At 45.2% G+C, this 21,920-nt stretch carries 10 protein-coding genes and 1 tRNA gene; 2 read left to right on the forward strand and 9 right to left on the reverse strand.

The window, feature by feature from the left end; all coding sequences use genetic code 11:
* Window positions 1-3: 3 nt before the first annotated feature.
* From NQ541_RS08745 to argS, 7 genes are all read right to left on the reverse strand, one after another.
* Window positions 4-3,591, reverse strand: a complete 3,588-nt coding sequence (locus tag NQ541_RS08745; RefSeq protein WP_023921228.1) for an ABC transporter ATP-binding protein/permease — start codon at window positions 3,589-3,591, stop codon at window positions 4-6.
* 260 nt (window positions 3,592-3,851) lie between these two features.
* Window positions 3,852-6,362: a glycoside hydrolase domain-containing protein gene (locus tag NQ541_RS08750; RefSeq protein WP_005612844.1), complete on the reverse strand. Its 2,511-nt coding sequence runs from the start codon at window positions 6,360-6,362 to the stop codon at window positions 3,852-3,854.
* Window positions 6,363-6,495: 133 nt separating this feature from the next.
* Window positions 6,496-7,995 carry a glutamate synthase subunit beta gene (locus NQ541_RS08755; RefSeq protein WP_005612842.1) on the reverse strand — a complete coding sequence of 500 codons (1,500 nt, stop codon included), beginning with the start codon at window positions 7,993-7,995 and terminating at the stop codon, window positions 6,496-6,498.
* 13 nt (window positions 7,996-8,008) lie between these two features.
* The gene (gltB, locus tag NQ541_RS08760) at window positions 8,009-12,544 is read right to left on the reverse strand and encodes a glutamate synthase large subunit (protein ID WP_005612839.1); all 4,536 of its coding nucleotides are present in this window, start codon (window positions 12,542-12,544) and stop codon (window positions 8,009-8,011) included.
* A 303-nt stretch (window positions 12,545-12,847) separates the two neighbouring features.
* The gene (locus tag NQ541_RS08765; RefSeq protein ID WP_005612837.1) at window positions 12,848-13,771 is read right to left on the reverse strand and encodes a CPBP family intramembrane glutamic endopeptidase; all 924 of its coding nucleotides are present in this window, start codon (window positions 13,769-13,771) and stop codon (window positions 12,848-12,850) included.
* A complete protein-coding gene (locus NQ541_RS08770) occupies window positions 13,772-14,965 on the reverse strand; it encodes a serine-tRNA(Ala) deacylase AlaX (protein ID WP_005612834.1) in 1,194 nt (397 codons plus the stop codon).
* A 6-nt stretch (window positions 14,966-14,971) separates the two neighbouring features.
* The gene (argS, locus tag NQ541_RS08775) at window positions 14,972-16,738 is read right to left on the reverse strand and encodes an arginine--tRNA ligase (RefSeq protein WP_044941139.1); all 1,767 of its coding nucleotides are present in this window, start codon (window positions 16,736-16,738) and stop codon (window positions 14,972-14,974) included.
* A gap of 345 nt (window positions 16,739-17,083) precedes the next feature.
* Between argS and NQ541_RS08780 the strand changes: the two genes are divergently transcribed.
* On the forward strand, window positions 17,084-17,989 hold the full coding sequence (locus NQ541_RS08780; RefSeq protein ID WP_005612831.1) for a deoxyribonuclease IV: 906 nt from the start codon (window positions 17,084-17,086) through the stop codon (window positions 17,987-17,989).
* 155 nt (window positions 17,990-18,144) lie between these two features.
* Window positions 18,145-18,216, forward strand: a tRNA-Arg gene (locus NQ541_RS08785).
* On the opposite strand, the gene NQ541_RS08790 is transcribed toward NQ541_RS08785, so the two are convergent.
* Together NQ541_RS08790 and NQ541_RS08795 are read right to left on the reverse strand one after the other, a co-directional pair.
* Window positions 18,208-20,820, reverse strand: a complete 2,613-nt coding sequence (locus NQ541_RS08790; RefSeq protein WP_005612830.1) for a SpaA isopeptide-forming pilin-related protein — start codon at window positions 20,818-20,820, stop codon at window positions 18,208-18,210. The two genes, NQ541_RS08785 and NQ541_RS08790, sit on opposite strands and share 9 nt — an antisense overlap.
* Complete coding sequence (locus tag NQ541_RS08795) at window positions 20,817-21,767, reverse strand: DUF5688 family protein (RefSeq protein WP_005612828.1); 951 nt, start codon at window positions 21,765-21,767, stop codon at window positions 20,817-20,819. The genes NQ541_RS08790 and NQ541_RS08795 overlap by 4 nt, the downstream gene beginning before the upstream one ends.
* Window positions 21,768-21,920: the final 153 nt, after the last annotated feature.

Genomic DNA, 21,920 nt, shown 5'->3' on the forward strand with positions numbered 1-21,920 from the left:
TTATCACTCCGTTCTTAATGCCGTTACCGGATCACTCTTTGCTGCTTTTCTGGAAGGAATCAGTCCTCCAAGTAAAGTAAGCCCGATACTTAAAAGGATCAAAACCGCTGCCGGGACAAATGGAAGTGCTGCCCTGACCGCTGTTGTATCTGCCAAGTGATGGATCACCGCATTACATGGAATCAGCAGCAGAAGCGTCAGACCAATTCCGATCAGTCCCGCACAAAATCCGATGATAAATGTCTCAGCATTAAAGACTTGCGATACATTTCCTTTGGACGCACCGATGGCACGGAGGATACCGATTTCTTTTTTTCGCTCCAGTACACTGATATACGTGATGACACCGATCATGATCGAAGAAACGACCAGTGAGATTGCCACAAACGCAATCAGAACGTAACTGATGATATCCACAATATCTGTCACGGAAGACATCAGCGTTCCAACTACGTCCGTATATGTGATGACCTGCTCTTCTTTTCCGTCTGCCTCCATCCGGCTGTTGTAATCATCCAGGATCTTTACAACCTGTTCTTTACTCTGAAAATCTTTTGGATAAATATTAATGCCGGATGGTTCAGAAAAATCAGCATAGCCAAGTTTCTGTAAATTTCCATCATAAGATGCACTCTGCTTTGATCCAAGAGATAAGAACAACTCCGTTAAGTCTTCCTCACTTACATTCATCTGAAATGCATCTGCAAAAGCATCCACATCAATACTGATTGCATTTTCCATCACGTTCTGCAGATTCGTGCCGAGCTGTGACATTGCCTGCTGCATGGAATTTTCCATTGCTTTCGTGATCTGTCCCATCAACTGCTGCACCTGCTTCTCTACCGCCTGTGCCACAGATTCTGACATTGCCCCCATCGCCTGTTCCATATAAGAAGCCATGGCTTTGGAGAGCTGCTGCTCCAGCGAATCCATATCGACCGCTGCAACCAGTCCTTCAGAAAACCGCTTCTGACCGTCCTCCGTATTCAGATATTCAAGAATATGATCTCCCAGCTTTGTCGGATCCGGCAGGCCATTCACTTTTACATAATCAAGATAACCGTTAAGCAGCTCATCTGTCAGTTTTTCAAGCTGTGCATCGCTGATCTCAAAATCTCGGTCCGACGGATAGATCTTTTCCATCCAGTCGGCAATGATCTTCTGTGCTTCTGCTGTCTGCAGATATTCTGTCAGATACTCATCAGATTTTGCAGGATCTGTATAACCATTTTTAATGAGGAACTCCTGATAACCCGACATGAGATTTCGGAGCAGTTCCTGTATCTGTTCTGCACTGACTTTGACTTCTCCGTTGGCTTTTAAAATCTCTTTCAGATTATCCGAAAGGATCTTTCTTGCAGTTTCCGAACGCAGATAATTTCTGAGATCTTCCTGTAAATTGGAATAATCTGCCTCCGGATGCGTCTTTGCATACTCCTGATATCCTTCCAGCATACTGGCAGATAACTTCTGCATTCCATCCGATGAAACCTCGACTTTTATCCCTTTTAACAGCTTTTGCAGATCCATTGCAGGCAGTCCGTCCAGATTCAGATCTAGGCTGCCACTGTCCATCATTCCTGACAGATCCAGTGCATTTCCACCGGATGTAAAGACTCCTGAAAAATCCGATGCTGTTCCAAGTCCTGCAAGTACAGACTCATCCATCTTAAATGCCTTTTGCAATGCTGCTTCATCTACAGTAAAAAGCGAATCTTCTGAAAAGCTGCTCTCTCCGTCCTCCTCTCCGAACTTCTTATTTGTAAATACATTAACTCCTGCATCTGCAAGCTGCTGCTTTACGATCTCACTGTCTGCTGCCTGCTCTGCCACATACCTGGTCAGTGATGCCGGATAGCAGATGCCCGGATTCAGGGAAGAAGCTGCTGCTCCTTCCCTGGGCTGTACTACACCAACGATCCGAATCGTCTCTCCATTTTCTACCAGTTTCTTCATATAAGAAGCATTATCTGTTTTATCCTTCCAGACCTTATACTGACTGTCATATTCATAAAAGTCAGAACTGTTCACCAGTTTAAACGTCGTTCCCACGATCTGATCGTAACTGTAATCCTGAAAATCGGATGGTACATCAATCGTCTCTTCATTCATAAACTGCCGGATCATCTCATCCAGCTCCAGCGGATCTCTCAGTCCCAGCGTATATGCTACAAAATCACTGATACTTCCATTAGAAGAAAGCACCAGGACACACTCATTATATTTTTCCGGCCATTTTCCTGCTTTCACATCATACTGACTTTCGTAGAGACTTCTGGTTTCAGGCATCTCAAAAAATACATCCGTACTCATCATAGATGACATGATACTGTTGGAACTGCTCGATGATCCAAGTCCCAGAGAAGAAAAAGACTGATCCGGATGTACCTGACGGACACCATCCTTCTCCTCTTTAAAGATCTGAGGCGTTACACTATAGGAATATTCCACGGCATTCGTATACTTTTCAATTCCGCTTTTTCCTTCATCAAGATATTCTTTTAAAGATTTCAGGTCATTGGAATCCATCGTCGAAAACATATTGGTTACCAGTTGCATGACTTTGACTTTTCCATCCTCATTGTCTGCCGTATCCTTTTCATCATCGGCTGCCATCTCAGATGCATTTCCGACCATCATGGAAGTGATATCAAATCCGGTACTCTGAATCTGTAAAGGATACTCTGACAGAGTCTCTTCTTCCACATTCTGAATGTATTCATTGACTCCATTGGACAGAGAAAGAATCAGTGCAATCCCGATGATTCCGATGGAACCTGCAAAAGCAGTCAGAAGTGTCCTTGCTTTTTTGGTCTTCAGATTATTAAAACTCAGTGCCAGTGCCGTCAGAAATGACATCGACGACTTTCCCATATTTTTATGCTTCGGTGGTTCTGCCTGCGTTTCATCCACTTCATATGGATCCGTATCGGAACGGATCTTCCCGTCACGCAGGGTCACGATCCTGGTGGCATACTGTTCTGCCAGTTCCGGGTTGTGCGTGACCATCACAACCAGACGGTCTTTTGCCACCTCCTGAAGCAGATCCATGACCTGCACACTGGTATCGCTGTCCAACGCTCCGGTCGGCTCATCTGCCAGTAAAATGTCAGGATCATTGACCAATGCCCTTGCGATCGCCACTCTCTGCATCTGACCGCCCGACATCTGACTTGGTCTTTTATGGAGCTGCTTTCCAAGCCCCACCTTTTCCAGTGCTTCTGTTGCACGTCTTCTTCGTTCACTCTTTCCGATTCCCGAGATTGTCAGTGCCAGTTCTACATTTGCCAGCACACTCTGATGCGGGATCAGATTATAACTCTGAAAAACGAATCCGATGGTATGGTTTCTATAGGAATCCCAGTCTCTGTCTTTATATTTTTGGGTTGAAATCCCGTTAATGATCAGATCTCCACTGTCATACCGGTCCAGCCCACCAATGATATTAAGCAGGGTTGTCTTACCGGAACCACTGGGACCCAGAATGGCAACAAATTCATTATCCCTTAAATTCAGGCTCACATCATCCAGGGCTTTCTGCACCAGTCCCCCTGTTCTGTATTCTTTGCAGACATTCTTTATCTGTAACATAGGCATCTGCTCCTTTTATTTGCATTGTCTTTTATCATACTATATTTTAATTTTTGATACCAGGGGCAAAAGGTCTGACACCACGTGTGCTCGCACACCAGTGGTAGAATGACCTTGTGACCTGCCCCAATATGAGCATAAAAGTAGGGCGTAAGCACCACGATATGCGAATGTTGGGTAGGATTGTGGGGGCACGTAGTGCGTAACAATCCGCAGGTATCATAGTCGGGGGCTTTTGACCCCGACATCTAATTTTTTGGTCAAAAGATCTTTTTTCTTATCCGACACCCATATCCGACTCCCGGTTTTTTCCCTTCTGACAAATAGTTTTTCAATGCTTTTTGCAGACTGGTGTTCTCAGGATATGCCTCCGGATCTTCCAGTATTCTTCCAAAAACCCTTTCCTCTGCCTGACGGTTTTCCAGATTCACAGACTGAATTTCAAAGCAATTCTGAAACTGAAGGATTCCGCTTTCTTTCTCCAGCAGCTCTTTCAGTGCCGGAGAAAGCAGCCAGGATTCGCAGTCATACAGTTTATAGGAAGAACCAAAAAAACGGTCCGCCCATGCAAAAGATGCTTCACATCCTTCACGGCTCAGAGATTCTCCTTCCGGTACATGGACATGGATCACTTTCTGCCCCTCATCCGGCTCAAACTGAAGTCTTCCAAGCCGGAATAATTTCATTTTCAAATGAAGTTTCAGCCACTGCTCCTCGCAAAGTCCGATCTTTTTTCTTTCTTTTACACAATGCCGATACCAGATTGTAAAATCTGAAAATGTCGCATCATACACTTCATCCGGTATTTCTTTTTCTACATACTCTTTATACAGATCCGTTGCAAAACGGACATATAAAGAAAGAAGAAGTCCTTCTTTTTCCTGTTCTCCTGCAAGCATTTCAAAAAATTTTTCTTCTTTTTTATAAAATAATTCTTTCCATCTGTGGTATTCCTGCTCCGTCATCTTCAGAATCCGTACCACATCTCTTCCCTCTTTCGGCAGCCTGATCCTTTCCATCAGTTGTTCTTCATCCACTGCATACCGGCAGGACAGTATACCGACTGCCCGATGCAGCCGTTCCACTTCTTCTGCCAGTTCTCTTTTTATCTGCTCATCTGCCTCCATAAATCCGGCTGTTCCGACTCCGTTGCTTTTTCCTTTTCCATAAAAGCATCTGACACTGTCCAAAAGCTGTTCTGCCTTCTTTTCATATTCCGGTACTTTCTTCATCTGACACAGTTTCCTTACATCATGGATGGCTTCTTCCAGCATCCTGAACCTCGGTGAAACCCGCACATCCGGCTCTTTTTCCCGCCTTTCTCCGGGATACACCAAGAACATATCCCCTGCTTCAAAATAGCAGTGGACATTTTCCTCCAGAGGATCTTTACACCAGGCATCATATGCCCATTTCAGAAATCCATCCGCACCACATGACTCGATATACCAGATTGTCCATGCAGCTTCACCCGGATCACTCATGGAAAAGATGCCCGGATAATCATGGATCATACTGTAAATGCTTGTCAGCTTTCCTTCCTGCCTCCGCCTGCGGACAATCTCCCTGAACAACTCCTGCGGGATCTCCTCATTTGCCAGTGCAGACAGATGGGGTGTCACCGTAAATAGTCTGTCCCACATTTCTTTATTATAATGCACCACCGCACCGCCCACTTTCAGGGAATTTCCGTGCCTGTCCGGGAAAGTTGCGATCAGGTTCAGAGCTGCCTCCATCTCTTCTTTCGGGCGTTCATCCATCGCCAGTATCATCCGGTCAAACCATCCTTTTTCTTCCAGATGTTGTACAAAACTCTGTAAAAATGCACTCCACGCCTCAGTCCAGAACTCACTTCCGGGTTCTGCCTGCTTCTCTATTTCTTTTCCATCTTCCCTGTATCGCAACACATTCCCCCAGGGAACAACAGAATAACACTCTATATAGGACACCTTTACTTCTTTCAGCAAAAACCCAGTCCACCGGTCAAACTCTCCGTATTCAAACTGCCATTTTCCATTTTCTCTTTTCCATCTGACCATGGACGGATAGTCACACCATGTCTGATGATACCACGGTTCTTCCACGATCGAAGCTGTTCCGATTTTTCCACCAGCCTCCATATAAGGCCGCATCTGCCGTTTCATGATCTGAAGATGCTCCCTGCCAAAAGGTTCAACCTGATAATATGCCGCACTGGCATAAGGATACTGCCACAGATTCAGATAATACTCATTGTCCTGGTCCAGCTTAAGATCCAGCACCCGGATCTTTAACTTCAGGCTCTGCTCCCCACCTTGTTCTGTTCTCACCCGGATTTTTGTACTGTAAAGCCCCGGTTTTGCATCCTGAGTCGTTGACACCGTGATCCAGATCGGCTGGATGATTCTTCCGTTCTTCTCCAACAGCTTTTCACGCTCCATCTGTGAACCATAGATCACATCCGCACTATAGCTTTTGTCTCCCTTCGGTGCTTCCGGCAGACGGTACGACCTCGGCTCCGGGATCCAGTTACTTCCCGTATACGTGCTGATCCATTTTTGAAATTCTGCTCTTACCTCTATCCCTTCAGACAAATTTCCTTTTTCATTCATCACCGGATCTGCGATCAGTTCCAGGTCTTCTGCCTTTTCGTCCAGGATCACTTCCGCCGCTGCATTTCCACGGTCTCCCTGCCATAAAAGCAGTCTCTCCTCCTGCCGATGCTGCTCCGGTATTCTGTCCCACTCGGCTCTCCGTTCTTTTTTTATAAATGTATACTGACTGATTCCCATGGTTCTCTCCTGCTATCAATTATTTTCATCTGTTAACGCTCATTATATCACAGGAAGAAAAAAGATACCCATAGATTTCTCTACGGATATCTTTTTCAGAGAAGATTCCTGTTATATTTTTCAGAGGAATTTCCTACTGTATATTCAGGTTTGTATAACCCATCAGGCTTTCATCAATTTCTCTTGCAACTTCGCGGCCCTCGCGGATCGCCCACACAACAAGTGACTGTCCCCGGTGCATATCCCCTGCTGTAAACACATTTTTTACATTCGTCGCATATCTGCCCGGCTCTGTTTTTACATTCGTGCGTTCATTGATTTCCACACCAAATGCTTTTGTCACATAATCCTGGCTTCCAAGGAATCCTGCTGCGATCAGAACCAGATCCACCGCCACTGTATATTCACTTCCCGGAATTTCTTCCATTCTCATGCGTCCGGTCTTTTCGTCTTTTTTACTCTCAAGTTTCACAAGAACAGCCTTACACAGCTTTCCTTTCTTATCCTTGATAAATTCTTTGACCGTTGTGGTATACACACGCGGATCTGCACCAAAAACTGCGATTGCCTCCTGCTGGCCATAATCGGTCTTGCAGACTCTCGGCCATTCCGGCCATGGATTGGATGCAGCTCTCTGATCCGGTGCCTTGGGCATCATTTCCAACTGAACCACACTTTTTGCTCCATGACGGATGGAAGTTCCAACACAGTCATTTCCTGTATCTCCACCACCGATGACCATGACCTTCTTTCCTTTTGCAGAAATATATGTGCCATCCTTTAACTGCATATCATTTGCCCATAAGGCTTTTGTCGTTGATTTCAGAAAATCTACCGCAAAGTAAATTCCTTCTGCATCCCGCCCCGGTACTTTGATATCTCTTGGATTGGATGCACCACATGCAAGTACAACCCGGTCATAATTTTTCAGGATCTCTGACGGCTTGATTTCTTTTCCTACATCACATCCGGTCCGAAACTCAATTCCTTCCTCTTTCATGATCTCGATCTTGCGGTCAATGATCTGCTTTTCCAGCTTCATATTCGGAATACCATACCGCAGCAGACCGCCCGGCTTGTCTTCCCGTTCAAATACCGTCACCTGATGTCCTCTCTGATTCAGAAGATCTGCGGCAGCAAGTCCGGACGGACCGGATCCGATCACTGCAACTTTCTTTCCGGTTCTTACTTTCGGTGGATTTGCCTTGGCATAACCCATCTCATAAGCATTTTCAATGATGGCATATTCATTGCTCTTTGATGCCACTGCCTCCTGGTTCAGTCCACAGGTGCAGGCATTCTCACACAGTGCCGGACATACACGGGAGGTGAACTCCGGGAAATTATTTGTCTTCTTCAGACGCAGATAGGCTTCTTTCCAGTTTCCGTTATAAATCAGATCATTCCATTCCGGTACTAAATTGTGGAGCGGACATCCGCTTGCCATCCCTGCCAGTAATTTTCCTGACTGACAGAATGGAACTCCGCACGCCATACAGCGTGCTCCCTGAAGTTCCTGTTCTTCCTTTGATAACGGCGTATGGAACTCGTTAAAATGCTGTATTCTCTCAAGTGGTGTCTCCGCTATTTTATCCTGTCTTTTATAATCCATAAATCCTGTCGGTTTTCCCATCTTCCTACGCCTCCTATCTTCCGTTCTTAATCAGGTTAAATGCCTCGATCTTTGCTTTTTCTCTGCTCAGACCTTTTTCTTCCATCTGAATGATCGTTGACATCATTTTCTCATAATCTTCCGGTATGATCTTCTTGAACTTCGGAAGATACTCTTTAAAGTTATCAAGGATCTTCTTTCCGACCTCTGAATTTGTATAGGCTACATGCTCCTGGATCATGCCTTTGAGTTCCTGCACATCATACTTATCGGTCACACGCTCGATGTTGACCATCGCTTTGTTGACTTTCTGATAAAGTCTGCTGTCAAGGTCAAGAACATAAGCAATACCGCCGCTCATTCCTGCTGCAAAGTTCTTTCCAACCTGTCCCAGTACAACGACACATCCTCCGGTCATGTACTCGCAGCCGTGATCGCCGACACCTTCTACCACTGCTCTGACTCCTGAGTTTCTTACTGCAAATCTTTCTCCTGCCACACCACCGACAAATACTTTACCACTGGTAGCTCCATATAAAGCAACGTTACCGATGATGATATTCTCATCTGATTTGAACTTCACGCCCTTCGGCTGGCATACGACCAGTTTACCACCGGAAAGACCTTTTCCGAAATAATCGTTGCTGTCTCCGGTCAGTTCAAGAGTCAGTCCCTTCGGAATAAATGCACCAAAGCTCTGACCGCCTGCTCCTTTACACTGGATCACGAAGCTGTCTTCTTCCAGTCCTTCAGGATATCTTCTCGTGATCTCTGATCCGAAGATTGTTCCGAATGCACGGTCTGTATTCGTGACATCGACTTCAAGTCCTCTCTTTTCTCCCCGCTCAAGTGCCGGAAGAAGCTGCTTTACAAGCACTTTTTCATCCAGGGTCTTACCAAGTTCAAAATCGTAAACTTTCTTTGGATTGAAGATCATGCCTTTCTTTTCTTTTGCATATGGGTTATACAGCACGCTGCTCAGATCCAGCATAGCCGCACGACGGGAAGTCGGTACATCCTTCACTTTCAAAAGATCGGTACGTCCAACCAGTTCGTCTACTGTGCGGACACCCAGCTTTGCCATATATTCTCTCAGTTCTTCTGCAATAAACCGCATGAAGTTGACTACATACTCCGGCTTTCCTGTAAATCTCTTTCTCAGTTCCGGGTTCTGCGTAGCAACTCCCACCGGACACGTATCCAGGTTGCAGACTCTCATCATCACACAGCCCATCGTTACAAGCGGAGCTGTGGCAAATCCGAACTCTTCTGCTCCCAGCATTGCTGCGATCGCCACATCACGGCCGCTCATCAGCTTGCCGTCTGTCTCAATGCGGACACGCTCACGCAGCCCATTCTGGATCAGTGTCTGATGCGTCTCGGCAAGTCCGAGTTCCCACGGAAGTCCTGCATTCTGAATGGAGCTTCTCGGAGCAGCTCCGGTTCCTCCGTCATAACCTGAGATCAGGATGACTCCTGCACCAGCTTTCGCAACACCGGCTGCCACAGTACCGACTCCTGCCTCTGATACAAGCTTCACTGAAATCCTTGCATTTTTATTTGCATTCTTACAGTCATAGATCAACTGTGCCAGGTCTTCGATGGAGTAGATATCATGGTGCGGTGGTGGTGAGATCAGACTGACTCCCGGTGTTGAATGACGGGTCTTTGCGATCCACGGATATACCTTTCCTCCCGGAAGATGTCCACCTTCTCCTGGTTTTGCTCCCTGTGCCATCTTGATCTGGATCTCTTTTGCACTGACAAGATATCTTGATGTCACTCCGAAACGTCCTGAAGCCACCTGCTTGATGGCCGAGCATTTATTTGTATCCAGTCGCTCGATATCCTCTCCACCTTCACCGGAGTTGGATTTTCCGTGAAGCATGTTCATGGCGATTGCCATGGTCTCATGAGCTTCTTTGGAAATGGATCCGTAGGACATGGCTCCTGTCTTAAATCTTGTTACGATGGAATCTACGCTTTCCACTTCTTCGATCGGAACGCTCTTCTTCGGATAATTAAATTCAAGCTGGCCTCTCAGGTTGATCTTTTCGCCCTCTTCATCCACCATCTGTGTGTACTGTTTGAACAGATCATAACTTCCGGTTCTTGTAGACTGCTGAAGCATGTGGATCGTCTGTGGATTGTAAAGATGTTCTTCTCCACCGCTCTTATATTTATGCTTTCCGACGCTGTCCAGTGTCATATCTACAGCAAGTCCCAGCGGATCAAAGGCCTCTGTATGGAATGCAGTATAATCTTCTGCAATCTCCTCAATTCCGATTCCACCGACACGGCTGACTGTATCGGTAAAATAACGATTGATAAAGTCACTCTTCAGACCGATCGCCTCAAAGATCTTTGCTCCCTGATAAGACTGGATCGTTGAGATTCCCATCTTGGATGCGATCTTGATGATTCCATGGATCACCGCAGAGTTATAGTCATCCACCGCTGCGTAATAATCTTTGTGAAGCAGATTTGCCTCAATCAACTGACGGATGGACTCATGTGCCAGATACGGGTTGATCGCACATGCTCCATAGCCCAGCAGGGTTGCAAAATGATGGACCTCTCTCGGTTCCCCACTTTCCAGGATCATGGCAACAGAGGTTCTCTTCTTTGTGCGGACTAGATGCTGCTGCAATCCCGATACAGCCAGAAGTGACGGAATTGCTACATGATACTCATCTACATCCCGGTCTGTCAGGATCAGGATATTCGCTCCCTCACGGATGACTCTGTCTACTTCGATGAACAGATATTCAATGGCTTTTTCCAGGCTCGTATTCTTATAATAAGTGATCGGGATCTCTGCAACTTTGAATCCGTCCACATTCATGTTCTTGATCTTCAGAAGATCGGTATTGGTCAGGATCGGGTTATTTACCCTGAGCATCTTACAATTTTCTTCTTTCTGCTCCAGCAGGTTTCCGTCTTTTCCAATGTAGATCGTAGTGGATGTAACAATCTCCTCACGGATCGCATCAATTGGCGGGTTCGTAACCTGGGCAAATAACTGCTTGAAATATCCAAACAACGGCTGACGCTTTTTAGAAAGAACGGACAGTGGTGCATCCATTCCCATGGCTGCGATTCCCTCTCCACCGTTCTTTGCCATGGTCAGAATGGAGGTCTTCACATCTTCATAAGAATATCCGAATGCTTTCTGAAGCTGTGTACATTCTTCCGCCGTATATTTCGGAACATCTTTATTCGGGATCTTCAGATCCTTCAGAGCGATCAGATTGCTGTCCAGCCACTCACCGTACGGATGCTCGTTTGCGTATTTTTCTTTCAGTTCCTCATCATCGATCACCCGGCCTGCCACAGTATCAACCAGAAGCATCTTGCCCGGATGAAGTCTTTCTTTCATGACAATCTTTGACGGATCAATATCCAGTACTCCGACCTCAGAAGAAAGGATCAGGTTATCATCCTCTGTGATATAGTAACGGGAAGGACGAAGACCGTTTCTGTCAAGTACCGCTCCCATCACATCTCCATCGGAGAAAAGGATGGATGCCGGTCCGTCCCATGGCTCCATCATGGTTGCATAATACTGATAGAAATCTTTCTTGTTCTGAGACATTTCATTGTTGTTGACCCATGGTTCAGGAATTGCGATCATGACTGCCAGCGGAAGCTCCATTCCACTCATGACCATAAATTCCAGTGCATTGTCAAGCATTGCCGAGTCAGAACCGGAGGTATTGATCGCCGGAAGAACTTTATGAAGCTCACCTTTCAGCTTGCCTGCCTCCATCGTTTCTTCTCTGGCACGCATCTTATCCGCATTACCACGAATTGTATTGATCTCTCCGTTATGCACGATGAAACGGTTCGGATGGGCTCTCTGCCAGCTTGGTGCTGTATTCGTACTGAAACGGGAATGTACCATGGCGATAGCTGATACATACTCCTCATCCTGCAGATCTGCAAAGAAAAGACGGAGCTGTCCTACAAGGAACATCCCTTTATAGACGATCGTTCTGCTGGAGAGTGAAACGACATACGTGTCATCACTGCTCTGTTCAAAGATCCTTCTTACCACATACAGCCGGCGGTCAAATTCCAGTCCCTTTGCATACCTAGACGGACGTTCGATAAACGCCTGCATGATACATGGCATACAGTCAACCGCACTTTTTCCGAGGATATCCGGGTGAATTGGAACTTCTCTCCATCCTAAGAATTTCAGTCCTTCTTTTTTTACGATCACCTCAAAGATCTTCTTCACCTGATTTCTCTTCAGCTCGTCCTGCGGAAGGAAGAACATTCCCACACCATAATCTCTCTCTCCTTTGAGATCGATCCCGAGTGGCTGACAGACCTTTTTAAAAAAGTTATGTGGAATCTGTGTCAGGATTCCGACACCATCTCCTGTCTTTCCCTCTGCATCCTTTCCGGCTCTATGCTCCAGATTTTCCACGATATGCAGTGCACCTGCTACTGTACTGTGGCTTTTCTGACCTTTAATATTAACGATTGCTCCAATACCGCAGTTATCATGTTCAAAACTTTCACGATACAGACCCTGCTGTGGGATTTCATTTTCTTTCCTCATAGTCGCTGTCCTTTCTTTTGCATATTTAAAACTTTTTTAAAATATAACTCTTTTTCCCTATCTTGTAAACAGGAATTTTCTGTAAATTATCTGATAATTCGACTTTTTATTATTTTATTTTTTATTGTCTGATTATTTAAGTTTTTTATGAATTTAACATCAATTCCTGATATCTTCGATATTTCCTTTAATCACTGGATTTTTCTTCATAAAAGTAAAAAAATACGCAATAGGTCACACGCCCCATTGCGTACAATTCAAGATTGTATTTTTATAAATACAATTTTCTATATAATGTTCCTGTTATAGTTCATCGTTTTCCCTTGAAGTTTTTTTCTCCATTACCGGATCACCGGTCTTCTGTATCATAACAAATAAGACGGAACAGAAGAAAGCACTTAAAATGATCGCCAGTCCCATCCTCATCAGATCTCCTGCCAGCCATCTGAACAGACCGACCTCGGTAAAGAGGATCGACCCGGTATTCAGGCAGATATGCAAACCTATCGCTGCCTTCACTGAGCCATACTTTTCATAGACATAACATAGCAGGATCCCCAGCAGAAATGCATAAACGGTCTGGATCATCGTCAGATGCGTCACCGAAAAGAAAACCGATGACCACAGTGCCGCATAATAAAAGCCCTTTGTCTCTCTGTATCTGCGATACAGAACCCCCCGGAACATCATCTCTTCTGCGACTGGGATAATAATCCCCACAACCACAACCTGAACAAAAATCGGTGCGGCATAGGTACTCTGTACACTCTGCTGATAGCTGTTGCTGTTCATCGCAAGCTGTGCCAAAACAGACAGACAGGTTACTCCGATACTTCCTGCTGCTCCCATCAGGATCAGCCAGACATAGTTTCTGGCAGATACTTTTTGCCGCTGCGGTATCCCTGCCTGCTTCTCTTTCTTTCTGTCCAGACGAAATAAAGATACCGTAAGAATCAATGTGAAAAGTGCTGTCACACCGTTAATCTCTGTAGCATATTTCAACACCAGCTCCAGCCCCGGCTGCATCGTCTCCATATAATATTTATTTACCACATCTGTATAATTCATTTCTGAAGCATGGTTCATAACCAGACTCAGATACTTTGCTGCATAAGGAAGCATGACCAGCATCGAAACGATAATCTCTGCAACTAACTGGATCACCCAGTATCCCAGCAGCGGTCCTGCCAGATGCCAGAATGGATTTTGCTTTTTTTTCTGATTCATCTACAGTTCCTCCGCTTTCCTCAGAATCCAGTTCTGCAGTTCCTCTTCCGTTCCTCTGACTGTTCCCTGTACCATCTCCGGTCTTCCTCCACCGCGTCCTTCAAATGCGGCATTCAGCTCTTTCGCCATATTTCTCACATCTACATCCCGGCTTCCAATCACATACCGGTATCCTGCAGCATCATTTCCACTGAACACGGCACAAAGCTTCCGATTTTTCTCAAGGACTGCATTCATCAGTATCCTGAGAGAGTCTCCCTGGATTCCTTCCGGGAAAATACAGACAATCTGCTCTGACTCCGGAATCTGCTCCGCTTTACACCGGATCAGTTCCTGCTCCTTTTCTGCCAGTTCTGTCTTCTTTTCCGCCAGCTCTTTCTGCAGATGTGCCACGGCATCGGTCAGTTCATTTTCTTTTGCACACAGCATCGCTGAAATTTCTTTTGCCTGCTTCTGCTTTAAAGCATAATCAGCCATTGCCCTGCCTCCGCAAAGCATCGTTACACGCACACCGCCTTTATACCGCTGCATGCCAACCAGCTTGATCAGTCCGATCTCTCCCGTAAAATCTACATGCGGTGCACAGCAGGCACAGGCATCATATCCGGGAACGATAACCACTCTCACCTGTCCGGTGATCTCGATCTTGCTCCGGTAAGTCATCTCTTTTTCCTCTTCTTTGGAAGGATAAAGGATCTGTATTTTGAGATTTTCCCAGACTGCCTGATTTGCACGAAACTCTATTTCCTGCAGATCTTCCACCGGGATCTCTCCGCTAAAATCCATCGTACAGTCTTCATTTCCCAGATGAAAACCAACATTTTCATAACCATAGCGTTCATGCACGATTCCGGAGACGATATGCTCACCTGTATGTTGCTGCATCTTCATAAACCGCAGTTCCCAGTCAAGCTGTCCTGTCACCTTTTCTCCGACCGGCAGTTCCTGGTCCGTTCTGTGGAGGATCTGTCCCTCCTGCTCCTGCACATCCAGTACCTTTGCATCCCCCAGATATCCGGTATCTGCATACTGACCGCCCCCTTCCGGGAAGAAAGCGGTCTGATCCAGTACGATTTCATAATAGTTTTCCTTTTTCTGACAGGAGAGGACCGTCGCCTCAAATGACTTCTGATGACTGTTATTATAAAATAATTTTTCTGTCTGCGAGCTTTCCATCAATCCATTTTCCGTCATGAAGTCTTACATCCTTTCCGGTGCAGTGAATCCAAGCAGATCAATACAGGTCTCCAGAACTTTTTTCGCCAGATTCAGGAGTGCGATATAACCGCTCTTCTTTGCCTCATCCTCTTCAGACAAGATCTTTGTCTCATGATAGAACTTATTAAATTCATTGGCGAGATCATAAATATAAGCACAAAGCTTATGCGGTGCTGTCTCGGCATATACGGTATCGATCACTTCATTAAATTTCAGAACCTGCAGCATCAGTGCCTTTTCTGCTGCATTTTCTGCTGCAAGAATCTTCGCTCCCTCTGCATTTCCGCCATTCTCCGCATATTTCTTGAGGATGGACTTGATACGCACGATCGTATAAAGGATATACGGTCCTGTATTTCCCTCAAAAGATGTAAAGCGGTCCACATCAAAGATATAATCCTTGGATGCCTGATTGGAAAGATCTCCATACTTAATGGCAGCAAGACCGACTTCCGCCGCTGTCTTTCTTGCATCCGCCTCCTCTACTGTACGGTTGTCCATAATCTTCTTATACATCTCTTCGTCAATCTCACGGATCAGATTCTCAAGACGCATCACACCGCCTTCTCTTGTCTTGAACGGCTTGCCGTCCTTTCCATTCATCGTACCAAATCCGAGGAATTTCAGCTCGGTCTCCGGTCTTACAATTCCTGTCTTCTTTGCACAGCGGAATACCTGGATAAAATGAAGTTCCTGACGTTTATCCACAACATAGATCACTTCATCCGGCTGATATAACTCTTCACGCTCTACCAGCGTTGCAAGATCCGTCGTGTCATACAATGCCGCACCGTCTGACTTCAGGATCATACACGGAGGTACTTCCTTATTATCTGTCTCTTCTGCCACATCCACAACCAAAGCTCCCTGGTCATAATGTGCAAAGCCTTTCTCTTTAAGCATCTCTACCATGCCCGGAATATATTTCTGTGCATCTGCCTCACCTTTCCACAGATCAAACTCCACATTCAGACGCTCATAATTCTTCTTTAAGTCTGTCACAGACACATTCATAATGTGCTTCCAGATCGCACGATATCCCTTATAACCATTCTGCAGCAGATAAGTCGCATGCAATGCTTCTTCTCTGTAATCCTCATGCTCTTTGGCATAGGCACTGGCAGTCGGATAGATTTCTTCCAGTTCACTGATCGTAAACGGAGCTTCCTCCGGGTATTCTCCTCCAAAAGACTCATCAAAATATGGCAGATCCGGCTGACGCTTTTTCAGCTCCGTAATGATCAGCCCCATCTGATATCCCCAGTCACCTAAATGAATATCTCCGGTCACTTTATTTCCTTTATAGCGGATGATCCGCTTGATGCTCTCTCCGATAATCGCTGAACGAAGATGACCTACATGAAGCGGCTTCGCCACGTTGGGTCCGCCATAATCAATCATGACAGTCTTTGGCTCTGCTTCTTTCTCCACGCCTAAATTCTCATCTGCAGCCATCTCATTCAGATATTCTGCCACAAACTCCGGCTTCAGCTTCAGATTAATAAAGCCCGGCTTCACCGCCTCTGCCTGTGCAAAGCACTGACTCTCTGCCAGATTTGCCACAACGTCCTCTGCGATCATGATCGGGGCTTTTTTATACTTCTTTGCTCCTGCCATAGCACCATTACACTGGTACTCGCACAGATCCGGGCGGTTAGAAAGAGTCACTCTTGCAAGCTCTTCACCGTAACCGGCCTTTACAAATGCCTCTTTCATCTCTATTGTAATTAACTCCAGTAATGTTCTCACTTTCCACACTCCTTTTGAATCTCTCGTATCTAAGATCTGTCTCTGGATCTTCAGTCTTTTCAGACTCGAACAACAGTAATCTTTATTTTATCATGAATATTCCCAGACGGCAAGTCACTAGCTATTTTAACTTGTATAGGTGTGTAGCTATCTTTACTGACATTTCTGCTATTTATCTTTCATGATGCCAGGGTCAAAAGGTCTAAGCCCACATGAGCTTGCTCATAGGTAGGTGAGCAACTGACAGCAAATATTTTAGTCGAAAGTAAAACCGAAGATTTTCTTGCTCCTTCTTTCAGATTCCTTTATAATGAAGTAATACTTTCAGAAAGGACGGATTTATCTATGAAATTAGGTTCTCACGTAAGCATGAGTGGAAAAGAGATGCTCCTTGGTTCTGCGAAAGAAGCGGTCTCCTATGGAGCTGATACATTTATGTTCTATACCGGTGCTCCGCAGAATACCCGCCGAAAAGACATCAGCGAACTTCAGATTGATCCTGCCTGGGAATACATGAAAGCCCATGGCATCCGGGAGATTGTTGTCCACGCTCCCTACATCATCAATCTCGGAAACACTGTCAGACCAGAAACTTTCTCCCTTGCTGTTGAATTTCTCGCCAAAGAGCTTGAACGTACCATTGCCTGTAAAAGCCACACCCTGATCCTTCATCCCGGTTCCCATGTAGGCGAAGGAATTGAGGCCGGAACCGCACAGATTATTCAAGGGCTGAACGAAGTCCTCTCTTCTGACACAGACTGCTGCATTGCACTGGAGACCATGGCCGGAAAAGGCTCGGAAATTGGTCGTACATTTGAAGAACTGGCTGCCATTTACGATGGTGTAATGCATAACGACAAACTGCGGGTCTGCTTTGATACCTGTCACACCAGTGACAGCGGATATGATATCATCCATCATTTCGATGCTGTCATGGATTCTTTTGACCGTATCCTCGGAAAAGAACAGATTGCTGTCTTCCATATTAACGACAGCAAGAATCTCCCCGGTGCAGCAAAAGACCGGCATGAAAATCTCGGATTCGGACAAATTGGATTTGACGCCCTGAACTATATTGTTCATCATCCCGACTTTGAAAATGTCCCCAAAATCCTCGAAACTCCCTATATTCCTTCTGCAACAAAAGCGAAAAAATCTTATGCTCCTTATAAATATGAGATACAGATGCTGAGAGAACAGGTTTTTAATCCACATATGAAAGAACAGATTCTTGCCGATGCAGAAAACTAGCAGAAAGTCTCCGGATGCTGGTCACCGGTCTTATGAACAGTAAAATTTTTTCTGCTCATGATGAAATCCATCAAGCAAGATTCACCCTTTACTTTTCTTTTATTTTATGGTAGGATAAATAAGGTTGTTGATGAATTTCATCATACAATCGGAATGCGTCTGTAGCTCAGTGGATAGAGCGATGCCCTCCGGAGGCATGTGCGGCGGTTCGACTCCGCTCAGACGCTTTTTTTGTACCCTTTTTTCCTTTTTCGAGTTAAGGTCAGAAGCATCAGAATCAATACCACACTTTCTGCTGATACGATCATCATCCACTGTTTCATTTGCGATGGATCCCCGGTTTTTACTGACTGGGGTTCTGATTTTTTCTTCTCTTTTTCCACAATGATCTTCTCTTTTTGATTCGTTATCCTCATTTTCCTGACAAATTCTTTCTGTTCGTCATCTTCTGCATCCTTAGTCAGTTCCACGATCCATTCTTTTTCTGCCCGGATATATCCTTCCGGTGCCTGGATTTCTCTGACCCGGTATGTTCCCTGACAGAGCAGTCCGCTTTCTGCCTTTCCTTTTTCATCCGTCTTCAATACTGCGGCTGTCTCTCCGGCTTTTATCTGAATGGTTCCGTCCCCGGTTATGATATCTTTTTCTGCTACAACTTCAAACTCTGCACCTTCCAGTACGTCTCCTGTATCAGCATCTGTCTTTATTATTTCCAGTTTTCCCATCAAAGGTTCATCGTAAAATTCTACCGTAACCGGTTCTGCCCAGTTATGTCCTTCCCGGATCTCAAATGCCACATCTTCTCCCAGCAGATAACCATAAGGTGCTTCTATCTCCCTGAAATAATAGGTACCAGGCTTCAGTTTCTCCGGCAGAAGAAACATTCCGTCTTCACCGGTCTCAAAATAAGTATGCTCTGTCTCTTCCGGATAATAACTTTTCATGGTGATCACTTTTTTCTCATCGTCCAGCAGCTCAAATTTTGCTCCTTTTACCCGGATCGTCTTCCCCGTTACTGCATCTTTTTTCACCAGTCTGACGGGTGAAACGATTTGCTTATCCTCCAGCAGATAATAAAATGTCTGTCCCTCCTCAGAGATCGTCACTTCAAAATCCTGTACCGGTTTCATTCCCTGCGGAGGATTTATTTCATGGACAGTATAAGTATCATAGACAAGATTTCCCCTTGCATTTTCTCCTGATTGCTTTGTCGTTGCATAACCTTTTTCATCTGTCACGATTTTAAAAACTTCTCCGGTACTTTTTGCTGTCAGGGAAAACTCAATCCCTTCCAGCGGAGTCTTGTGTTCTGTTTCAGGATCTGTGTCCTCTCTGAATTTAATCAGTTCGATATCACCCCGGATCACCTGTTCTGCGACCTCCACCGGTTCATAAGTGCAGACAGCCTCGGCTGTTCCCTCCGGAAGAATCTTCCTCACAACTACCTCATCTTTTGTCAGATATCCATCCGGTGCTTTCGTTTCCCTGATTGTCACTGTCCCAAGTGGAAACGCTGCTTCCCCATCTGACAGTTCAAAAAATGCATCGCCACTGACCTTATGCTCCGGATCAAAAGTGATCTTTCCTGAAGCATCTGTCCGCATGAGCCAGATTCTTTCGGCTTTCATTCCTTTTTTTGCAGGATCTTCCTCATACAGTCCTTTATAGTATCTGATTTCAAATTCTGCTCCTTCCAGTGTCGCATGACCTGAAGCTTCACATTTCCCTGTATCGGCATCCTTTTTTTGCAGAATAAGACTGACTGGATTTTTCTGCGGTATATCACTGACTTCTATCATCGCCGTCTGACCGGATAAAACGCAGATCGGATAAACTGTATCATCCAGTGCATAACCTGTCGGACAACTTTTCTCTTTTATATAATATTGTCCCGGACTGACCGTCAGTTCTTGCGTCATTCCATTTTCATCGGTTGTAAGCGTTCCTGTCAGATTTTTACACCCGGCATCAGTATAGACTCCGTAAACCGCTCCGTTTAAACGATATGCCGGATTCTGCTCTGTCACCTGCGGCTCTTTTGAACTTTTCTTCAGTTTTGCTTTTCCATGCGGAACATAAGTCCAGCCACCCATGACCTGCTTTCCGTTTCCTCCGTTGATGACGTATGCACAAAATCCCTGATCCGGTACAGCCAATGCCCTGATCTCCTCCAGTTTCTTTTGAAATGCTTTCTTCAGATCTTCGTAGTATTCCTGCCTTTTCAGATTCGTTCCATAAAAAGCGGCATCAAAGTCAAACGCATTATAGACCCATGACAAGAACATATGGCTGTAGCAATATCTCTCATCAAAACCTGCCACTGCTGCCCCCTGCTTTACATCCCCGATCTGCCAGTACCCTTCACTTCCGTACCATTGATACAGTGCCGCTTCACCGGGAGCAGCAACAGAATAATATAATGCCCTTGCAAGATCAGAAGTATTTTCCAGTTTTACTGCTGTATAATTTCCACTCTGCGGAGTACCTCTTGCCGGTTCTAAACACCATGCACTGTTCCCTTCCGCCTCAAAATAATTGGTAGAATAGCCTGAATAATAGATAACTCTGCCACATTCTACATAAACCGTCTTCGCTTCTTCCGCCGACTGAACATCCACATCCTCTTTCGCTGACCGGTCTGCTACATCCGCTTCAGGAAAATAAGCATTCCTGATCCGGTTCCTTTTTTCTTCAATCTGCTCCTTCACCTCTTCTTTTTCTGAAGTTTCCGCTTTTGCCGAAATGCCTTTCTCTCCCAGTGCCGTAAACAGAATCACCAGGATCATCACCGCCGAGAGAAGACTTCCATGAAATTTCCCCTTTTTTCTCATTTCGTCTCCTCCTTTACCTGATATGCTTTTCCACCCATGCTGATGGTCTTATTTTTTCTGCTGTACCGGTATACATGACTTCCCAGGATTTCTTCTTCCGGTACCTGCGTCTCATTGATCTCGCAGACCATTTTTTCCATCTCCGCCACACTGATCCCTGCTGAAGCCGGAACCAGGATCACCTCATGGATGCTGCTTGGAAGTATATAAAAATCTTCCTCTAAAATATCACCCATCATTCTTAACACATAAGGATAGATCATGCAGGCTGCTCCGTTGCTTCTTGCACGGTTCGACAGGACATACATTTTATCTTCTCCCTTCTCTTCACTTTCCAGGAGATTCTGCTCTCTGCGTGCCTCTTTTCCGGCAGCCCCCAACAGTTCACTCATGGCATACTGCATTGTAAAGCACTCTGCCATAAGCAGCCGCCTTGTATTCCTGTCCGCTTCACTCCAGAGTATTTTCTCTGTCGTCTTCCACTGATCCATATGCCTGTCGCTGATCAGCATAGCCGTAGTCCCCTTTTCACTTGCATCCAGCAGAACATAATAGATCAATGACAGATCCAGTATTTCCCTGTGCGGAACATCCTGAAGCATCTGTTCATTTTTTTCAGTATTGACAAGCCTGTATACAATTCTTTCTCTGACCTTTTGAAAATCAAAAATCTTTTCATAATCCCAGGATTCATCTTTTTTAATTTTTTCATAAGTCTCCAACAGCTCGTCCACGATCTCATTGATCGTCTTTCCTCCGAGATAACTTTCATAAAATTCTTCTAAATAAATCGTCGGTGAAAGATTGATTCCCGGAGTTTCAAGGATCACACCTGTCCTCCGTGTATCGTTATTCTTCACTGCTGTATAAACTGTCGCTTTCAGACCTCCTTCTTTTCTCTGGTTTATCATAGTTTCAACCGCATGTACAAATTCTGTATAATTCACCTTTCTCCTTTCCGACTGCGGTCCACTGATTTTTGAATGAAATTCGGTACGATCCGTACCTGACTGATTCGATTTATGAATTGAAACAATATTATGTGCTATTTATTATATGCGACCGTCCACCTGACCGCAACATAAAAATTATTAAAACTT

Origin of the sequence: [Ruminococcus] lactaris ATCC 29176 (assembly GCF_025152405.1) — a bacterium.
In the GTDB taxonomy this organism is placed as follows: Bacteria; Bacillota; Clostridia; order Lachnospirales; family Lachnospiraceae; genus Mediterraneibacter; species Mediterraneibacter lactaris.